Origin of the sequence: Nocardia sp. NPDC060255 (assembly GCF_042727395.1) — a bacterium.
Taxonomy (GTDB): domain Bacteria; phylum Actinomycetota; class Actinomycetes; order Mycobacteriales; family Mycobacteriaceae; genus Nocardia.
The window spans coordinates 257,419-273,101 of sequence record NZ_JBHXAU010000006.1 but is presented as its reverse complement, the minus strand read 5'-3'; the positions used below and the strand labels follow the sequence as shown (position 1 = coordinate 273,101).

At 65.2% G+C, this 15,683-nt stretch carries 15 protein-coding genes; 6 read left to right on the top strand and 9 right to left on the bottom strand.

What is annotated here, in order from left to right; genetic code table 11:
* Window positions 1-3: 3 nt before the first annotated feature.
* Window positions 4-1,218, bottom strand: coding sequence for a hypothetical protein (locus ACFWF1_RS15000; protein WP_379287989.1), 1,215 nt, complete (start codon window positions 1,216-1,218; stop codon window positions 4-6).
* Between the two features lie 91 nt (window positions 1,219-1,309).
* On the opposite strand from ACFWF1_RS15000, the gene ACFWF1_RS14995 reads away from it, so the two are divergent.
* From ACFWF1_RS14995 to ACFWF1_RS14975, 5 genes are all read left to right on the top strand, one after another.
* Entirely contained in the window at window positions 1,310-2,074 is a 765-nt protein-coding gene (locus tag ACFWF1_RS14995; protein ID WP_379287991.1) for a glycosyltransferase, read from the top strand.
* Window positions 2,075-2,408: 334 nt separating this feature from the next.
* Entirely contained in the window at window positions 2,409-3,371 is a 963-nt protein-coding gene (gene nrdF, locus ACFWF1_RS14990) for a class 1b ribonucleoside-diphosphate reductase subunit beta (protein ID WP_364720028.1), read from the top strand.
* Window positions 3,372-3,506: 135 nt separating this feature from the next.
* Window positions 3,507-3,875: a MerR family transcriptional regulator gene (locus tag ACFWF1_RS14985; RefSeq protein WP_379287993.1), complete on the top strand. Its 369-nt coding sequence runs from the start codon at window positions 3,507-3,509 to the stop codon at window positions 3,873-3,875.
* A 74-nt stretch (window positions 3,876-3,949) separates the two neighbouring features.
* Window positions 3,950-4,801, top strand: a complete 852-nt coding sequence (locus ACFWF1_RS14980; RefSeq protein WP_379287994.1) for a TIGR03619 family F420-dependent LLM class oxidoreductase — start codon at window positions 3,950-3,952, stop codon at window positions 4,799-4,801.
* 412 nt (window positions 4,802-5,213) lie between these two features.
* Window positions 5,214-6,269 carry a helix-turn-helix domain-containing protein gene (locus ACFWF1_RS14975; protein ID WP_379287996.1) on the top strand — a complete coding sequence of 352 codons (1,056 nt, stop codon included), beginning with the start codon at window positions 5,214-5,216 and terminating at the stop codon, window positions 6,267-6,269.
* Window positions 6,270-6,370: 101 nt separating this feature from the next.
* Here the strand turns inward: ACFWF1_RS14975 and ACFWF1_RS14970 are convergent, their stop codons facing one another.
* The 4 genes from ACFWF1_RS14970 to ACFWF1_RS14955 all read right to left on the bottom strand — a co-directional run bounded on the left by ACFWF1_RS14970 (window position 6,371) and on the right by ACFWF1_RS14955 (window position 9,118).
* Entirely contained in the window at window positions 6,371-6,877 is a 507-nt protein-coding gene (locus ACFWF1_RS14970) for a hypothetical protein (protein ID WP_379287998.1), read from the bottom strand.
* 96 nt (window positions 6,878-6,973) lie between these two features.
* A complete protein-coding gene (locus tag ACFWF1_RS14965) occupies window positions 6,974-7,372 on the bottom strand; it encodes an FMN-binding negative transcriptional regulator (protein ID WP_379288000.1) in 399 nt (132 codons plus the stop codon).
* A 12-nt stretch (window positions 7,373-7,384) separates the two neighbouring features.
* On the bottom strand, window positions 7,385-7,912 hold the full coding sequence (locus ACFWF1_RS14960; protein ID WP_379288001.1) for an RICIN domain-containing protein: 528 nt from the start codon (window positions 7,910-7,912) through the stop codon (window positions 7,385-7,387).
* 117 nt (window positions 7,913-8,029) lie between these two features.
* On the bottom strand, window positions 8,030-9,118 hold the full coding sequence (locus ACFWF1_RS14955; RefSeq protein ID WP_379288003.1) for an AraC family transcriptional regulator: 1,089 nt from the start codon (window positions 9,116-9,118) through the stop codon (window positions 8,030-8,032).
* 366 nt (window positions 9,119-9,484) lie between these two features.
* On the opposite strand from ACFWF1_RS14955, the gene ACFWF1_RS14950 reads away from it, so the two are divergent.
* Window positions 9,485-11,515: a CocE/NonD family hydrolase gene (locus tag ACFWF1_RS14950; RefSeq protein ID WP_379288005.1), complete on the top strand. Its 2,031-nt coding sequence runs from the start codon at window positions 9,485-9,487 to the stop codon at window positions 11,513-11,515.
* 18 nt (window positions 11,516-11,533) lie between these two features.
* Here ACFWF1_RS14950 and mraY read toward each other — a convergent pair whose 3' ends face one another.
* From mraY to ACFWF1_RS14930, 4 genes are all read right to left on the bottom strand, one after another.
* Window positions 11,534-12,610 (bottom strand): phospho-N-acetylmuramoyl-pentapeptide-transferase, encoded by a 1,077-nt coding sequence (gene mraY, locus ACFWF1_RS14945; RefSeq protein WP_379288007.1) that lies wholly within the window; start codon window positions 12,608-12,610, stop codon window positions 11,534-11,536.
* A gap of 251 nt (window positions 12,611-12,861) precedes the next feature.
* The gene (gene mgtE, locus ACFWF1_RS14940) at window positions 12,862-14,220 is read right to left on the bottom strand and encodes a magnesium transporter (protein WP_379288009.1); all 1,359 of its coding nucleotides are present in this window, start codon (window positions 14,218-14,220) and stop codon (window positions 12,862-12,864) included.
* A 280-nt stretch (window positions 14,221-14,500) separates the two neighbouring features.
* Window positions 14,501-14,980, bottom strand: coding sequence for a hypothetical protein (locus tag ACFWF1_RS14935; RefSeq protein ID WP_379288011.1), 480 nt, complete (start codon window positions 14,978-14,980; stop codon window positions 14,501-14,503).
* A 94-nt stretch (window positions 14,981-15,074) separates the two neighbouring features.
* Window positions 15,075-15,665, bottom strand: coding sequence for a DJ-1/PfpI family protein (locus ACFWF1_RS14930; protein WP_379288012.1), 591 nt, complete (start codon window positions 15,663-15,665; stop codon window positions 15,075-15,077).
* Window positions 15,666-15,683: the final 18 nt, after the last annotated feature.

Here is a 15,683-nt window from a genome sequence, read left to right as displayed (position 1 = left end):
TCGCTAGTCGCTGCGCTCGCCGGACAAGCGGCGGGCGATGAGCCAGCTGCCGCCGATTATCAGGAGGGCGAAGAGGAGGAGACCGGCGCCGAGGACAGTGACGATCCACAGGCGCTCGGACAGGCGCAGATTGCCATTCAGGGAGACATTCAAGGAGCCGACGGCGAAGGCGATGACAGCCGCGAAGATCGAGACGACCTCGATGGTGCGCAGCATCGAGTTGCGCACCGTGTCGGTCATTCCGGCGATGCTGTGCTCGTGTCGCTGCACGCGGGCACGGTCGGCCGCGGCGCGCTGTGCTTCGGTGCGGCCGTTGAGAATCGCTTCGCGCTTGGTCAGGTATTGGCCTTGAAACAGTTCGTGACTGACCCGCCAGCCGATCGCGGGCAGCAGGCGCAGGGCGGTGTCGATGCTGTTCAGCGCGGCATCGTGGGCTCCGGACAGATATTGGCCGGTGGCCAGCCGGTAATGGAAGAGGTGGCTGTCGGGATAGTCGGCCAGCGCCTCGGTCGCGTGGGTGCTCAGTAGTTCGCCCTGATCGTCGAAGGGCACACCGACGGCAAGACCGTTGAGCGCGATATCCGTTGCCGCGTATGTCCGCTCAGGCGCGCTCCACGCGCGGTCGAGCAGGCTGCGCGCGAACTCCTCGGTGATCCGGCGGCTGCCGAACGCCGCGAAGGCCTGCAGTGCCACGAAAAGCGTTGTCTCGCGATGTGATCCGGCGGCCATCGACAGCGGCGACGACTCCAGGAACTGGTTGAGCTCGTCGAAACAGAAGTTCGCACGCAGCTTTCCGGCGTGATAGAGCGTGGCGAAATAGGCTCGGCTGCACTCCTGGTCGTCGTTGGCGACGATGTCGCGGGTCGCGTCGGCCACCTCGTCCAACGACTCCACCGAGTCGCGGGTGATGAATGCGTAACCGAGCGCCCACTTCTCGCGTATCGCGGTGCGGCAGCCCGGTGCGACGTGCTCGCGGAGCCACCCCGCGCATTCGACGGCGATCTGCAGGGTCGGTTCGTTGGTCAGCCGGTAATTCCAGTATCGGTCGGCACAGATGAGATAGGGATCGCTATCGAAATCCGTTGAGCTGACATCGAACTGTGGTTCCACCCCTTCGGCGATATAGCGCCGCGCATAGAGATCGCAGTCGCGGTCCAACTGTCGCGAACCCGACGCCACCAGTGCGGCGAGTGCCTGTTCGACCACTTCGTGATCCATGCCTGCCCCTGCCTCCCGACGACCCCAGAATGCCCGAGTCCACTGCCTACCACATCCGAACCACGATCGTCACGATGGCACACTGCTCGATATGCGGGTAGAGGTCGTCACAGCGGTGCACGCCGACTACGCCCGCTATCTACCGGCGGCGTGGCGGTCGCTGCGCGCGCAAACCCATCCGGACTGGCACTGGTTGGTGCAGGTCGACGGCGACGCCGCGGCGGTGCGCGCGACCCTGATCGACTGCGGCGCCGCGGACGATCCGCGAACCCGCCTGGCGTTCAACGGCACCCGCGAGGGCCCCGCGATTACCCGGAACGTCGCGCTCGGCCGCGCCACAGCGGCACTGATCCAGAACCTGGACGCCGACGACGAGCTCGAACCGACCGCCTTGGCGATACTCAGCGCCGCGCTGTACCGGCATCCGTCCGCCGGTTTCGCCGTCGGCCCGGCCGGTGACCTGCTGAATTCCGGTGAGCTGGTAGATGTTCCACTCCCCTTCGAGCCCGGCCTGCTCCCCCGCGGCGCGCTGTTCGACGCTTGGACAACCGACCCGGAACATCGCCTACCTGTGCACCCCGCCGGTGTGATGTGGCAGCGCGATCTCCTCCTCGCCACCGGCGGCTGGGCGGCCATGCGCGGCATGGAGGACACCGGCCTGATCATGTCCGCGTCCGCGTTGTCCCCCTGCGCGATCGTCGATACCCGCACCCTGCGCTACCGCCGCCACCGCAACCAACGCTCTACCCAGAAGTCGCTTTTCACAGGGGGGGGGGATCAGATTTCGCTGATTCGCCAGCGCGCCGCGACGCTTCGCGCTGGACCAGGGTGGTTCGGCCTACTCCCCAACAGGTGAGCAGCACTCAGCAGGTCATCGGTGCTCGGTTCAGGTCGGGCAAACGTGTCGCGCCTCGATCAGCCGGTGGTGCCCGCGCACGGCGGACCAGGAGAAGTCCGCAAGCAAACAATTGGCGATCTCGTGCGGCGCGCCAGCACCGATGTGGCTGTTCGCGCGATCGTGGCGCAGAATAGGGGCCGCGCGCGATGGCTCCCGGCGATTCTCGCCTCGGTGACACGCATCGCAGCGACACAAGGTGTTGTGCTGCACGGACTTGTCACCCCCAAGGAGTAGTGTCCCGGGGAGAGAAGATCCGTCACGGCAGCGGGCTCGGGAAAGGTGTGGAGGCAGGATGAAACTGATCGATCGGGTATCGGCCATCAACTGGAATCGGGTGCCCGACGAAAAGGATGCCGAGGTCTGGGACCGGCTGACCGGCAACTTCTGGCTGCCCGAGAAGGTTCCGGTCTCCAACGACATCCCCTCCTGGGGCACGTTGACCGCCGACGAGAAGCAGCTCACCATGCGGGTCTTCACCGGCCTCACGCTGCTGGACACCATCCAGGGCACTGTCGGCGCGGTGAGCCTGATCCCGGACGCGCTCACCCCGCACGAGGAGGCGGTGTACACCAACATCGCGTTCATGGAGTCGGTGCACGCCAAGAGCTACAGCTCGATCTTCTCCACGCTGTGCTCCACCAGGGAGATCGACGACGCGTTCCGCTGGTCGGAGGAGAACCGCAACCTGCAGCGCAAAGCCGAGATCGTGCTGGACTACTACAACGGCGACGATCCGCTCAAGCGCAAGGTGGCCTCGACGCTGCTGGAGAGCTTTCTGTTCTACTCCGGCTTCTACCTGCCGATGTACTGGTCGTCGCGGGCCAAGCTCACCAACACCGCGGACCTGATCCGGCTGATCATCCGCGACGAGGCCGTGCACGGCTACTACATCGGCTACAAGTACCAGAAGGGCCTGGAGCTGGTCAGCGAGGCCGAGCGCGACGAGCTGAAGAACTACACCTTCGAGCTGCTGTTCGAGCTGTACGACAACGAGGTCGAGTACACCCAGGACCTCTACGACGAGGTCGGCCTCACCGAGGACGTCAAGAAGTTCCTGCGCTACAACGCGAACAAAGCGCTGATGAACCTCGGCTACGAGGGCCTGTTCCCGAAGGACGAGACCGAGGTGAATCCGGCCATCCTGTCGGCGCTTTCGCCGAACGCCGACGAGAACCACGACTTCTTCTCCGGGTCGGGTTCGAGCTACGTGATCGGCAAGGCCGTAAACACCGAAGACGAAGACTGGGAGTTCTGAGCGACCCACCCGGTAGCGACGGCGGCGGATTCTTCCGCCGCCGTTTCGCGTCTCGGGGATGGGGTGCGGCGACGCTTGCGTTGACACCGGCGACAACGTTTAGCGTGGCCGTGACGGTCGCTCGGAGGAGGTCGGATGCTGATCGGTGAGCTGGCGCAACAGGCCGGCACGAGTACCCGCACCCTGCGGTACTACGAGCAGCACGGGCTGGTGCGGGCGCGGCGCTCCACCAACGGGTATCGCGTCTACGACGAGACGGAGCTGCCGGTCGTCCGGCAGATCCGGCGGCTGCTCGACGACGGTTTCGATCTCGACGACATCCGCCCGTTCGTCACCTGCCTGCGGGCGGGCAACAGTTCCGGCGACGGCTGCCCGGATTCGGTGGCGGTGTTGCGGCGCAAACTCGACGAGGTGGACGACGCGCTCACCCGGCTGACCGCGTTGCAGGCCGAACTCCGGCTCCGGCTCGCCGGTGCCGGGAAGCCTGCCTGCGAATTCGGGTAATCACCTGTCCGGCAGCCGGTTTCGATAGGCCGGTTGTGCGATCGTCGCTGCCCACGTCACCCGAGGAACGCTCGATGAAGTTTGCGATCAGTTACAGCACACCGTTTTACGGCACCGATCCCGATCGGCTCATCGCCTTCGCCCAGCATGCGGAGGCCTGCGGATTCGAGGGGCTGTATCTCCCGGATCACATCGCGCTGTATCCGGGAGCGAAGGTCGGCAATTTCGAGATGCCTGCCACCCTGCCCTATCCCGATCCGCTCGATTGCCTGAGCTTCGTCGCCGCGGCCACCCAGCGGATCCTGCTCGGCACGGGGGTGCTGCTGCTGCCGTATCGGCACCCGGTGGTGCTGGCCAAGCGGCTCGCGACCATCGATGGGTTGTCTCGCGGACGCATGCGGTTGTTGACCGTCGGGCTCGGGACATTGCCCGGCGAGGCCACCGCGACCGGCGTCGATTTCGCCACCCGTGGTCGGCGGACCGATGAGGCGATCGATGTGCTGCGGCTGCTGTGGTCTGGCGGGGCGGACGGGGTCAGCTTCGACGGTGAGTTCTTCGGTTTCGACTCGCTGGTCAGTTTCCCGAAACCTGTTGGCGTGTCCCAGTTGCCGATCCACGTGGGCGGTTCCAGTCGAGCCGCCGCCCGGCGGGCCGGGCGACGGGGCGACGGGTACTTCCCCGGTGGCATGCTCAGCCCCACTGAGCGCGGCATCCAATTGGACCTCGCCAGGTCCGAAGCCGTTGCCGCGGGGCGTGATCCGGCGGCGCTCGAGTACACGCGGTGGGGATCGATCGATATGCCCGTCGAACGGGTCGAAGGGCTTGCGGCAGAGGGCGTTACCCGAATCGTCGTCGGCAGCATCGATCCCGAGGACCAGTTCGACGAAATGTCGCGCTTCGCTGAGCGATTCGGTCTCAGCGGCTGACCTGACCGATCAGCCGTACTCGGCCCCGGCACTCCCCTCCGAATGCCGGGGCCGAGCGCTGTCCGCCCCGGTTGCCCGCCTAACACCTGCGGCTATAGAGGTCCCGGAGCAGGCACAGCACATCCGCGCTGTCCGCCGCGAGACCGCCCACATCGAACCGGACGGCACCGACGGCTGCCTCCAGCGATCGCAGTCGCTCCTCGATCCGCCCCGTTCGGTCCGCGAGCGCCGATAGCCCGAACTCCACGTGGGACTCTCGATTTTCGATGGCATCCAGCCGACATTTCATGTTTCCGCACACTTTCTATTGAACCTTTCCGATAAGGAATTGCCGTTCTGGATTGTTCCTGTTGTCGTGCGGCACTGAGCAATTCGGCAATTCGGTGCACCTCCATTACAGTCAGCTGATTGTATGAGCACGGAAGCCGATTGGGGTCGGCTTTCTGACAGACCAGCAGTACAACTTTCGCAGCCAAACATTTGGAACATTCCAGGACTGAGCTCGCCAGCATTTCTGGAATGTTCCACAGTTGCTGCCGCATATGAATTCCACAACAGACCCTCTTCAGCAACCTTCGGAGAAGCCACCATGACGACTGGTTCGACCCTTCCGCGCAGGCTACTGGCCCGCGAGCTTCGCAACGCCCGTGCGGCGGCGCGTATGAGCTCGGAAGCCGCGCGGAATCAGATCGGTGTCAGCAAACAAACGTTCTGGCGGATGGAGAACGGAATCCCGACGCGGTTGAACCCGTTGTTCGTCAAGCGGTTATGCGAAATCTACGGGATACCGGCCGACCTGACGCAGACACTGCTCACGCTCGTCGAAGAGACGAAGGACAAAGGGTGGTGGCATGCGTTCGACGAGGCGGTCCCCAAGAGCTTCGAACTATTCCTCGGGTTGGAAGACGCGGCTCACCGGGCTATTTCATATCAGACAACGTTCCTGCCTGGAATGTTGCAAACCAATGAGTACCGCCGCGCACTGCTGTGGATCGAGAAGCCGAACAGGCCGGAATCGAATGTCGAGACGGCGATCAATATCGTGGCACTACGACGGGCTCGGCTGTTCAGTGACGACAACCCCATGACACTGGAGGTGTTCATCGACGAATCGGTGCTACGCCGCTCGACCGGCGACGCGGGAGTCATGGCCGGTCAGTTGACGCATCTCGCCGAAACCGCACAGCGGCCGAATGTTTCCGTGCGGGTGGTGCCGACTTCGGCGGGCACCTATCAGGCGCTGACGTTCGGCACGTTCGTCCTGCTCGAGTTCCCGCCACACCCCGTCGCGCACCTGACGGAGCCGCCGGTGGTCTACGTCCAAGGCTTTACCGACGATTTGTATTTGGAGAACCCCGGGGAGGTGGCGATGTATCGATCGGCGCACAGAGACCTCGAGCGCCTGGCATTGAGTGCGGCCGATAGCGAAGCTGTCATCGTTGCTATCGCAAAGGAGTTCGGGGCATGAACAGCGCCACCCGCGTTGCGCACGGCGATTTCAGCCGCCAATAGAGCGACTCAGCACACGAGGCCCCCACTTCCCGTGGGGGTCTCGTGCGCTGCGTCGAACTACTTGTCGCCGTTGGGCTTCCGCAAAATACTCAGGATCTGTGCGACATCGGTCTTGATATCGCCGACCCCCGACTCCACTGTCGCCAGCCGACCATACATCGACCCAATCCGATCATCCATCGACCCAATCCGATCATCCATCGACCCGATCCGATCATCCATCGACCCGATCTTGGCGTCCATAGAATCCTGCCGAGACATCAAATTTCCGATGTCGATACTCATCGAGATCAATCGGGACGCAACCGAGCGCCCGTCCAAATCGCCGATACGCCCGTCCAAATCGCCGATACGGCTGTTCAAGTCGCCGATACGGCCGTCCAAGCCATCGATACGGCCGTCCACCAAGGCGATGCTGGCTCGAATGTCACGCAGGCGTGCGTGGACGGCGTCGAACTTCTCCCCGAATCCGGTCACTGTGACAGTATCGCGCGTGATTTGCTGATCCCGCCACCTTTCCAGCTCACAAACACGTGCTTCCAAAGACTCCTTGCTACCGCTCATGGTCGAGTTCTCCCCTCGTCCGGTACTGCATCGAAAATTACGAGCGGAGCGTAGCTCGGGGCACCGACACTTAATTGCTATGCGAGAGAGCGGTTTTCAGGATGTGTGCGATTGCCGCATTGCCTCGGCAACGTCGTCGTGACCGTCGGCGGCCAACCCCGAGATCACGCCATCGATGTCCGCGGCCGACCGGTTCTGACTGAGCTTGAACTTGGCCTCGACGCGAGTGATCGCCAACTCGACTCCGACAATGGCGCGCAATTGACCCGCGATGAACCGCAGCGGCGCGTCATCGACGGACCACGGTTGCGGCCGGCCCGCCTCGTGGCGTTCGGTCAGGTCGCGCACCAGCCGTTCGACCCAGGCCGGGTCGTCGTGCACGGTGAGCCGTCCATAGACGTGCGCGGTGACATAGTTCCAGGTGGGCACCACCCGCCCGTGCTCGGCCTTGCTCGGATACCAAGTCCACCAGAGCCACTTCGCCCCCGGTGGCACTGGTGAACAAGGTCAGTGGCCGACTACTACCAGGACGAATTGTTGGGTCGGGTTGTTCTGTGCCGGGCGGCTTACTACGCCGTAGTCCTTTTCGGCGTATTCGTGGGCGTCCATGTAGCGGTTGTTGGAGGCTTGCTGGATGGTGTACTTGCCTGCGCCGATGGAGTTGATGTGCCAGACCTGGGTGGAGTTGTTCTGGGCAGGGCGAGTAACCAGGTGGTAGTCGAGGGACTCGATCTCGTGGGCGTCGAGGTAGCGGTGGCTGCTCACTTGCTGCACCGTGCCGGTTCCGGTGCCGCTCTGATCCCAGTGAATGCGCCATTGCTGGCTGGCGTCGCCCTGCTTCGGTCGGGTGACGACGTTGTAATCGTGCGTACCGTCGGCCCATGCGTCGAGATAGCGGCCACTGGAGAACTGCTGGATCGTGACGACGTCGTCCGGCTGTGCGGCGTTCGCGGTGGCGGGAACTGCGACGATGCTGACGGCGGTCAGGGTTCCGAAGAGCAGTCCTGCTGCTGCGCGGCTGATGAATTTAGTCAAGGACTGATCTCTCTGGTGGAAGTTGTTGCGTTGCTTGCCTGAACCAATGTTCGAGCAATCGCAACCACTTCATAAGGCACCCTTGGGCGGTAGCTGGGCCGCAACGGGGTGCGGAAATCACCCCCGAGGGTGGCAGTTCGTGAACGAGAGGGAATTGTCCCGGTGCCGCACCGTGACTTGTGCTTCGCCACCACGTCGGGCGCGGGCCGCGCGGCGGATCTGCTGGGGGGTCGCACCGAACCATCGGCGCGCCGCGCGGGTGAGCGCGGACTGCTCGCGTAATCCGATCAGGGTGGTGATGCGCGACAGCGGCATGTCGGTTTCGCACATCAGCCGGTATGCGGCGTCACGGCGGGCGCCGTCGAGGATTTCGGTGAACGTGGTGCCCTCGGCGGCGAGCGCCCGCTGCAAGGTGCGCTCGTGGATCGACAGCGTTCGAGCGACCGCGTCGATATCAGGCCTGGCGTGCGTGATCAGACCCTCGATCGCGACCCGGACCTGGACCGAGATGGACTTGTCCCGCTCGGAGAACTTTTCGGTCAGGAAATGCATCGCCATCGTGTACGTGGTGGCGTTGCTGCCCGAGATCGGCCGCGCCAGCAGCTCTTCGGGGATCCGCAGCAAGGTCGTCGCGGAGTCGAAAAATACTTCGGCGCTGAAGAATTCGACGTATCGCGCGGCAGGCGCGAGCGGCGGATGCGGCAGGTGGACCGAGCGCGGACCGTAGTCGCCCGCGACGGCTTGCCGCAGTGCCCGGTGGATGTTCCCGGCGGCCAGATCGATGCTCTGGGCGAATCCGTTGGACTCGGCCGGGTCGCGGAAATTGATCGCGACCGTGCCCGGCTGCTGGTGCGGATCCGCGATCAGCGCGATCGAGATTCCGGGATGGTTGGTGAACAGGAAACGCGACGCACAGGCGATGGCCGCACCCACCGTCGCGGCATTGGCGACCGCGATCGCCAGCGGTCCGGTCACCGTACCGAGTTGGCGCTCGGCGAGCCGCAGGCCGAAATCGGAGCAGCCGAGCTCAGCGGCGGCGATCTCGAGCGCCCAGCCCACCGACTCGCCCGACACGACGGCGTCGTCATTGTCGGTCGCCGCGGCCGTGATGCCGAAACGCTCGAGCATTGCCGCGCCGTCACCACCGAGTTCATCGACGAGCGCGGGGTATCCGCGCAGGTTCGCGGCCCTTGTCATCACCACCATCGCCGACTCCCTTGCCTCCGCTCGAGACACCTCGTCCCGTCCGGAGGCAGGTAGACCCGATTGCCGGAGCGTAGCGGAGGTGCCGGTCCGCCCGGAAGGTAAATCTTTGTCGCCTCAGGGCAATTCCGCGCGCTGCCGGTCTGGACATAATCAGTCGGCTCGAGATCAGCAACCAGGCTGGCCACAGTTCCGAGACACTGTGGCGGGCGCGGTGCCGTGACCAGACCGGTCGGTGCCCCGCCGGCCTGCCACTCACTGCGCGCGACCTCGCACATCAGCGATCCGGCAGCGAGATTCAGCGTCGACTTGGAATGGATCGAGATGAGATTGCGGGCACGGACAAAGCGGTTCGCCCCACGAGTAACGGTGATCGTTGCGGTCGTCGTATGCGCTCCCTTCGTCACACCGCTGGCCGGGGCCGAGCCGCCGGACGGTTTCACCGATATCGACGGCGGCGGATACGCACCCGCCTGGACGGCCGCGGTCGACGGGCCCCAGCCGTACACCGGGATCTTTTCCGATCTCGCGATACCGGTCACCATGCGCGACGGCACCGTGATCAAGCTCGACGTTCAGCGACCGGGGAACGGCCGCGCGACCGACGAAAAGCTACCGACCATCGTCGAGTTCGAGACCTACAGCAAGCTCGCCGTCAACGTGGCCTCCGCGCTGCTGCAGATTCCCGGCATCGACGACGTGCTGCTACCCGCACTGGCCTCCGTCGGTGCGCCGCCCGGCTCCGGCCTGGAAGGTTTGACCGATTTCAGCAGGCAACTCGATGCCGGCGTACTGCAGACCGCCGCACACAATTTCGACCTCGTCAGAGGCGGCTACAACCTGGTGCACGTCGATATCCGCGGCACCGGAAGCTCGACGGGACAGTGGCAGTTGTTCGGCGACAAGGAGCGCGACGACGCGGCCGAGGTGATCGACTGGATCACCGCGCAACCGTGGAGCGACGGGGCAATCGCGGTGAAAGGCACCTCCGCCACCGGCATCGCGGCACTGCGCGCCGCCGACCGCGGCAACCCCGCTATCAAGGCCGTCTTCAGCTACCTCGCCAGCGGCGACCTGGTCGACGACATCGTGATCCCCGGTGGCGCTGTGGGATTCGGTTTCGCGGCGTTCTGGCCGCTGGCGGTGAACCTGGCCAAATTCGCGCCGGACGTCGAGTCGGTCATCGCGGGGCGGTTCGACCCGGCGCAACAGTTGCAATGGCTCAAAGACCGCCTCGCCGAACCACTGACCTTCATGGACGTGGTCGTCAACGCGTTCACCGCGATGGACACCGGTCAGCTCACCCCGAAGACCCGCGAACTCGTCGATCCGGACTCGGATCTGCGAAAAGGGTTGCAGGCGAACATGGCACAGATCACCGCACCGACGTTCATGGTCAGCGCATGGTGGGACGAGTTCGGCAGCACACCGACCGAAACATACGGCGACATCACGCAATCGCCGGAGCGGAAGAAACTGATCGTCGGCGAGGGATACCACACGGGCGGTGGCCTGGCCGGGTTCGGGCACGCCGGTATGCCGCCCCGCCTTGATGTGCTACAGCGGGCCTGGTTCGACAAGTGGCTCAAGGGAATCGACAACGGCATCGACAAGTACAGCCCGCTCACCCTGAAACAGCAAGGTGGCCAATGGACCTCGGCACCGTCGTTTCCGCGTGCGCAGCACACCCAGCAGCGGATGTACCTCGATGATCGTCGTTCCGGCACCGCGAATTCGCGATACGACGGCAGCCTGTCCGCCACCGCGGCGCAGCGCGCCGTCACCGACTTGACCGTCGCACCGAGCTTGCTGAGCCTGTGCTCCCGTGACACCTCCCGAATCTGGGCGGGCGTTCCGGCCGTCATCCTGGCCTGCGACCAGGATTCACGGATCTGGGAACGCGACGGGCTCACCTTCACCAGCAACCCGGTCGCCGAACGCACCGTGATCTCCGGACCGATCAACGCGCACCTCAACACCGTCCTCGACCATCCCGACGGCTACTGGGTGGTCACGGTCAACGATGTCTTTCCCGATGGACGCTCCCGCGAAATCAGCTCCGGCCAGCTGGTTTCGTCGCTGCGGCAGATCGACGACGCCAAGAGCACCACATCACCCAATGGCGACTACATCGATCCGGCGTATTACCTCGACCTCGGCCGCCGCGACCTCGTCACTCCCGGACAGCCGGTCGTCCTCGACATCGGGATCGACCCGACCGACGCGGTACTCGAACCCGGCCACCGGCTGCGCGTCGACGTCTACGCCAGCAATCTCCCGAAAGGGTTGCCGCCCATGCCGGTGCTGGTCGACAGCCAACTCGCGCCGCAACATCTGCGACTGGACCCCGGCCAGCCGAGCTGGGTGAACATCCCGCTCAGCGTCGCTATCCCGGAATGAGCTGTCGGCCAACGCGGGTCAGCCGATGGCTGCGAGGTATTCGCCGTAGAAAAGCATCAGGCCTACTGCGGAGGCTATCCCTGCCAGTAGCCAGAAGCGGATGATGACGGTGGTTTCGGCCCACTCGCTGAGTTCGAAATGGTGGTGGAAGGGGGCTAGTTTGAATAGTCGGTTGCCGGTGGTGCGGAAGACGACGATCTGTAGCAGCACCGAGAGGATTTCGGCGAAGAACAGGGCGCCGACTACCGCGGTGAGCAGCTCGGTGCGGGTGGTGATGGACAGCCCTGCGAGCATGCCGCCGAGTGCGAGGGAACCGGTGTCGCCCATGAATATTTTGGCCGGGGCCGCGTTCCACCACAGGAAGCCCATGCAGGCGCCCGCGCCCGCAGCGCAGACCACGGCGAGGTCGAGCGGGTCGCGGACGTCGTAGCAACCGGCGTTCGGGGTGGCCGCGCAGGAGTTGGTGTACTGCCAGAAGGTGATGATCACGTAGGCGCCGAGCGCGAAGCTCATCGATCCGGCGGCCAGGCCGTCCAGACCGTCGGTGATGTTCACCGCGTTGGACCAGGCCACCACCAGGAAACTGACCACCAGCAGGAAGCCGATCAGCCCGAACGACACCGTCTCCACGTCTCGGACATAGGACATGTGCCGACTGCCCGGCGTCAGCCCGGTGCTGTCCGGAAACCGCAGCGCGAGCACCCCGAAAATGATTGCGGCAGCGAGCTGGCCGATGTATTTGCCGGTCGCGGTCAACCCGAGGTTGCGCCGCTTGTGGATCTTGATGAAGTCGTCGAGGAAACCCACCACGCCGAGCGCGGTGGCCAGGCCGAGCACCAGCAGCCCCGACACGGACAACCCTTGCGGATCGTGTCGGACGCCGAGCAGGTGCGCTCCGAGATATCCCGCCCACATGCCGATCAGGATCGCGATGCCACCCATCGTCGGCGTGCCGCGCTTGGCCTGGTGGCTGGCCGGCCCCTCGGCTCGGATCTCCTGCCCGACCTTTCGCCTGGTCATCACCTTGATCAACAAGGGTGTCAAGGTGATCGAGACCGCCAGCGCGATCATCGCCGAGTACAAAATCTGTCTCATGCGCCCCTCATGCGGCCGTCATCGGAAAGTCGGGTAATTGAAACATCAACGCACGGGCACCTTTTCACTGCCCGGCCTGGTCCATACCCGACGCATGCGCGCACCACCGTTGTCACCGAACCCACCATCGTCCCTCGCGAATTGCACCGACGTTAGCAAGCCGAACGGATCCGTGCGGTGTCCTGAAGGTGCGCTAAACACCGCTGCCGCGACCGTCCGGCGGGACGGCCGCGGCAGCGGAAGGCGTCGGCTCAGATGCCGAGGACCAGCTTGGCGGTGGTGAAGTAGATGATCAGGCCGGTGGCGTCGACGAGGGTGGTGACCATGGGCGCGGACACCACGGCCGGGTCGATCCGCAGCTTCTTGGCGAGCAACGGCATGGTGCCGCCGATGGTCGCGGCCCAGCCGCAGATCAGCACCAGGGTGATGCCGACGACCACCGCGACGCGCGGCCCGACGAACAGCCCGCCGATCACCAATCCGGCTGCGGCGAGCATGGATCCGAGCACCAGACCGACCCGGCATTCGCGCCAGATCACCTTGAACAGGTCGGACACCCGCACCTCGCCGACGGCGAGCGCCCGCACACAGGACGTGGCGGCCTGCGCCCCCGCGTTACCGCCCGCGCCGATGAGCAGCGGAATGAACAGCGCGAGATGCGCGGCCTGTTGCAGCGTGCCCTCGAACATGTCGGTGACGCTGACCGTCAGGGTGGCGGCGAACAGCAACAGCAGCAACCACATCGCGCGATACCGGGCCAGCTGGAACACGCCTGCGGCCATGTAGTGGCCCTCCCAGGGCGCCGAGCCCGCCTGCCTGGCCACGTCCTCGCTGTCCGCGGCCTCGATGACCTCGACCGCGTCGTCGATGGTCAGCAGACCGACGAGCCGATTCTCGCTGTCCACCACGGGCATGTTGAGGTCGTTGGTCTCGCGCATCAGCCGGGCCGCCTTCTCGGCGGAGTCGGTGGCGCGGGCGCAGACCGGTTCGGTGACGACCAGTTCGGCGATCATCGTGTCCGGCTTGCTGAGCACCAGCTCGCGCAGTTCGACGATGCCGGTCAGCCGTCGGCCCGCGTCGACAACGGGCAGCGTGTAGACGGTTTCGGCGTTGGCGCCCTTGGCCCGCACCATGGCCAGCGCCTCGGCGACGGTCAGGTTCTGCGGCAACGCGACGACCTCGGGGGTCATGTACTGGCCCGCCGACCCCTCCGGGTAGCCGAGCAGCGCGGCGGTCATCCGCCGTTCGCGCGGGCTGAGTCCGGCGAGCACCTTCTTGGCGACCTTCGCGGGCGCCTCACGCAGCATCCTGGCCCGGTCGTCGGGGGCCATGCCCTCGATCAGGTCGCGGAAGCTCTGGTCCCGCAGGCCCTGCAGGATCTGCTGCTGGTCGACCGGTTCGAGTTCTTCGAAGACCGCCAGCGCCAGGTCCTTGTCGAGCAGCCGGAACGCCATCCCGGCCTGGACGGCGTCCATCCGGGCGAGCTGGTCGGCGATGACATGCGGCGGGTGGTTGTCGAGCCAGGCGAGCGCGGCGTCGACGCGGTGGCTGTCGTCGATGTCCCGCAGGGATTCGGACAGCGTCGGACGTACTTCGATGATCTGCGACATGGGATGTCCTCAGCAAATACGCGTGAGTGAATGGGAGCGCGAAAATTCACACCGCGGGCGCCGGCCCCATCCGTCGCTGACTACTCAGGAGTGCGAAGGGGCGACGCCGCGCGGCCTTCGACTGGGAGGTTCGCTGCGCATGGCAACCCCACCTCCTTCTCGTCGCTGCCGCAGACCTGACTCGCCTGCACCATCAGTGAAACGTTGATCGAATGCGAAAGCATCCTTGTGCAGGATACAGCCAAAAGGTTGAAGTTCTCACCACGAACGAGCGCGATGGTCAGTCGATCAGGGTGGCTGTGACGGCCGTCTCCACGTCACGCCAGGCAGGCACGTGCTGGACCCAGTCGGGCACCGGCTCCGATTGCACGCCGAACAAGTAGAGGTGCGGCACCAGGTCGCGCAGCGCGCGGTGCACGTCGATCCGGTCATCGATCATGTGCGTGATGCCGAGGTCGGCACAGTGGCCCGCCTTGTCCGCACGCTTGCGGCAGAAGCGCAGGTTGTCGCGCGAGATCCCGGTCCGGTCATAGAAGTCGTGATGGTCGAGCCATTGCCGGGTGCGCTGTTCGATCCGCTCCCCGCACTTGGAGATCACCCACGCCCGGCCCTCGAACAGCTGGACCAGCCGGGGTAGGACGTCGAAAGCGTTGGGGCTGGGCGGAGTTCGCAGGGCCTCGTCGAGTCCGCCTGCGAGAAATACCGTGTCCGCGACACCGGCCCGCAAGGCCGCCCCCTGGATGACCCGACCGAAATCCACGCCGAGTCTTGGTTGTCTATCTGTATTCATTCTCGTCCAAGCATGACCCGGACGGGCGGGCCGAGTCCAGCGAATTTCCTTCCCGCGCAGCGGATCAGACGGGCGGCATCGGGTCGTACTGGATGAGGCGGCGCACCGCTTCGGCGCGCTCGGCGCTCGCCAGCCGTCGCACCAGGTGCAGTGCCATATCGATGCCGGCGGAGACACCCGAGGAGGTGATGATGTCGCCGTCGTCGACGTATCGATCCTCGGCGCGTACCTCGATGGTCGGATCCAGTTCGGCGAGCCGACCGAGTGACTTCCAGTGCGTGGTGGCCGGCCGCCCGGCCAGCAGCCCGGCCGACGCGAGGACCAGCGAACCGGTGCACACGCTGGCGATCAGCGGTGTCGTTTCGCGTTGGGCCCTGGTCCAGGTCAGCATCGCCTCGTCGTCGATCATCGGCCGGGTGCCCATGCCGCCGGGGAAGATCAGCACGTCCCGGCGCGGCGCGGTGCCGAACGAGTACTCCGCCTCGATCGTCATCCCTTTCGCGCACTTGATCGGTCCGCCGTCCATCGAGAACGTGAAGGCCGTGTAGCCGTCGTCGGGGTAGTACTGGGTCCAGAAGGCGAGCACCTCCCACGGGCCGACCGCGTCGAGCTCTTCGACTCCGGGGAACAGCAGCAGGCCGATGGTGCGCGTCATGGTTCTCCTCACGCCGGG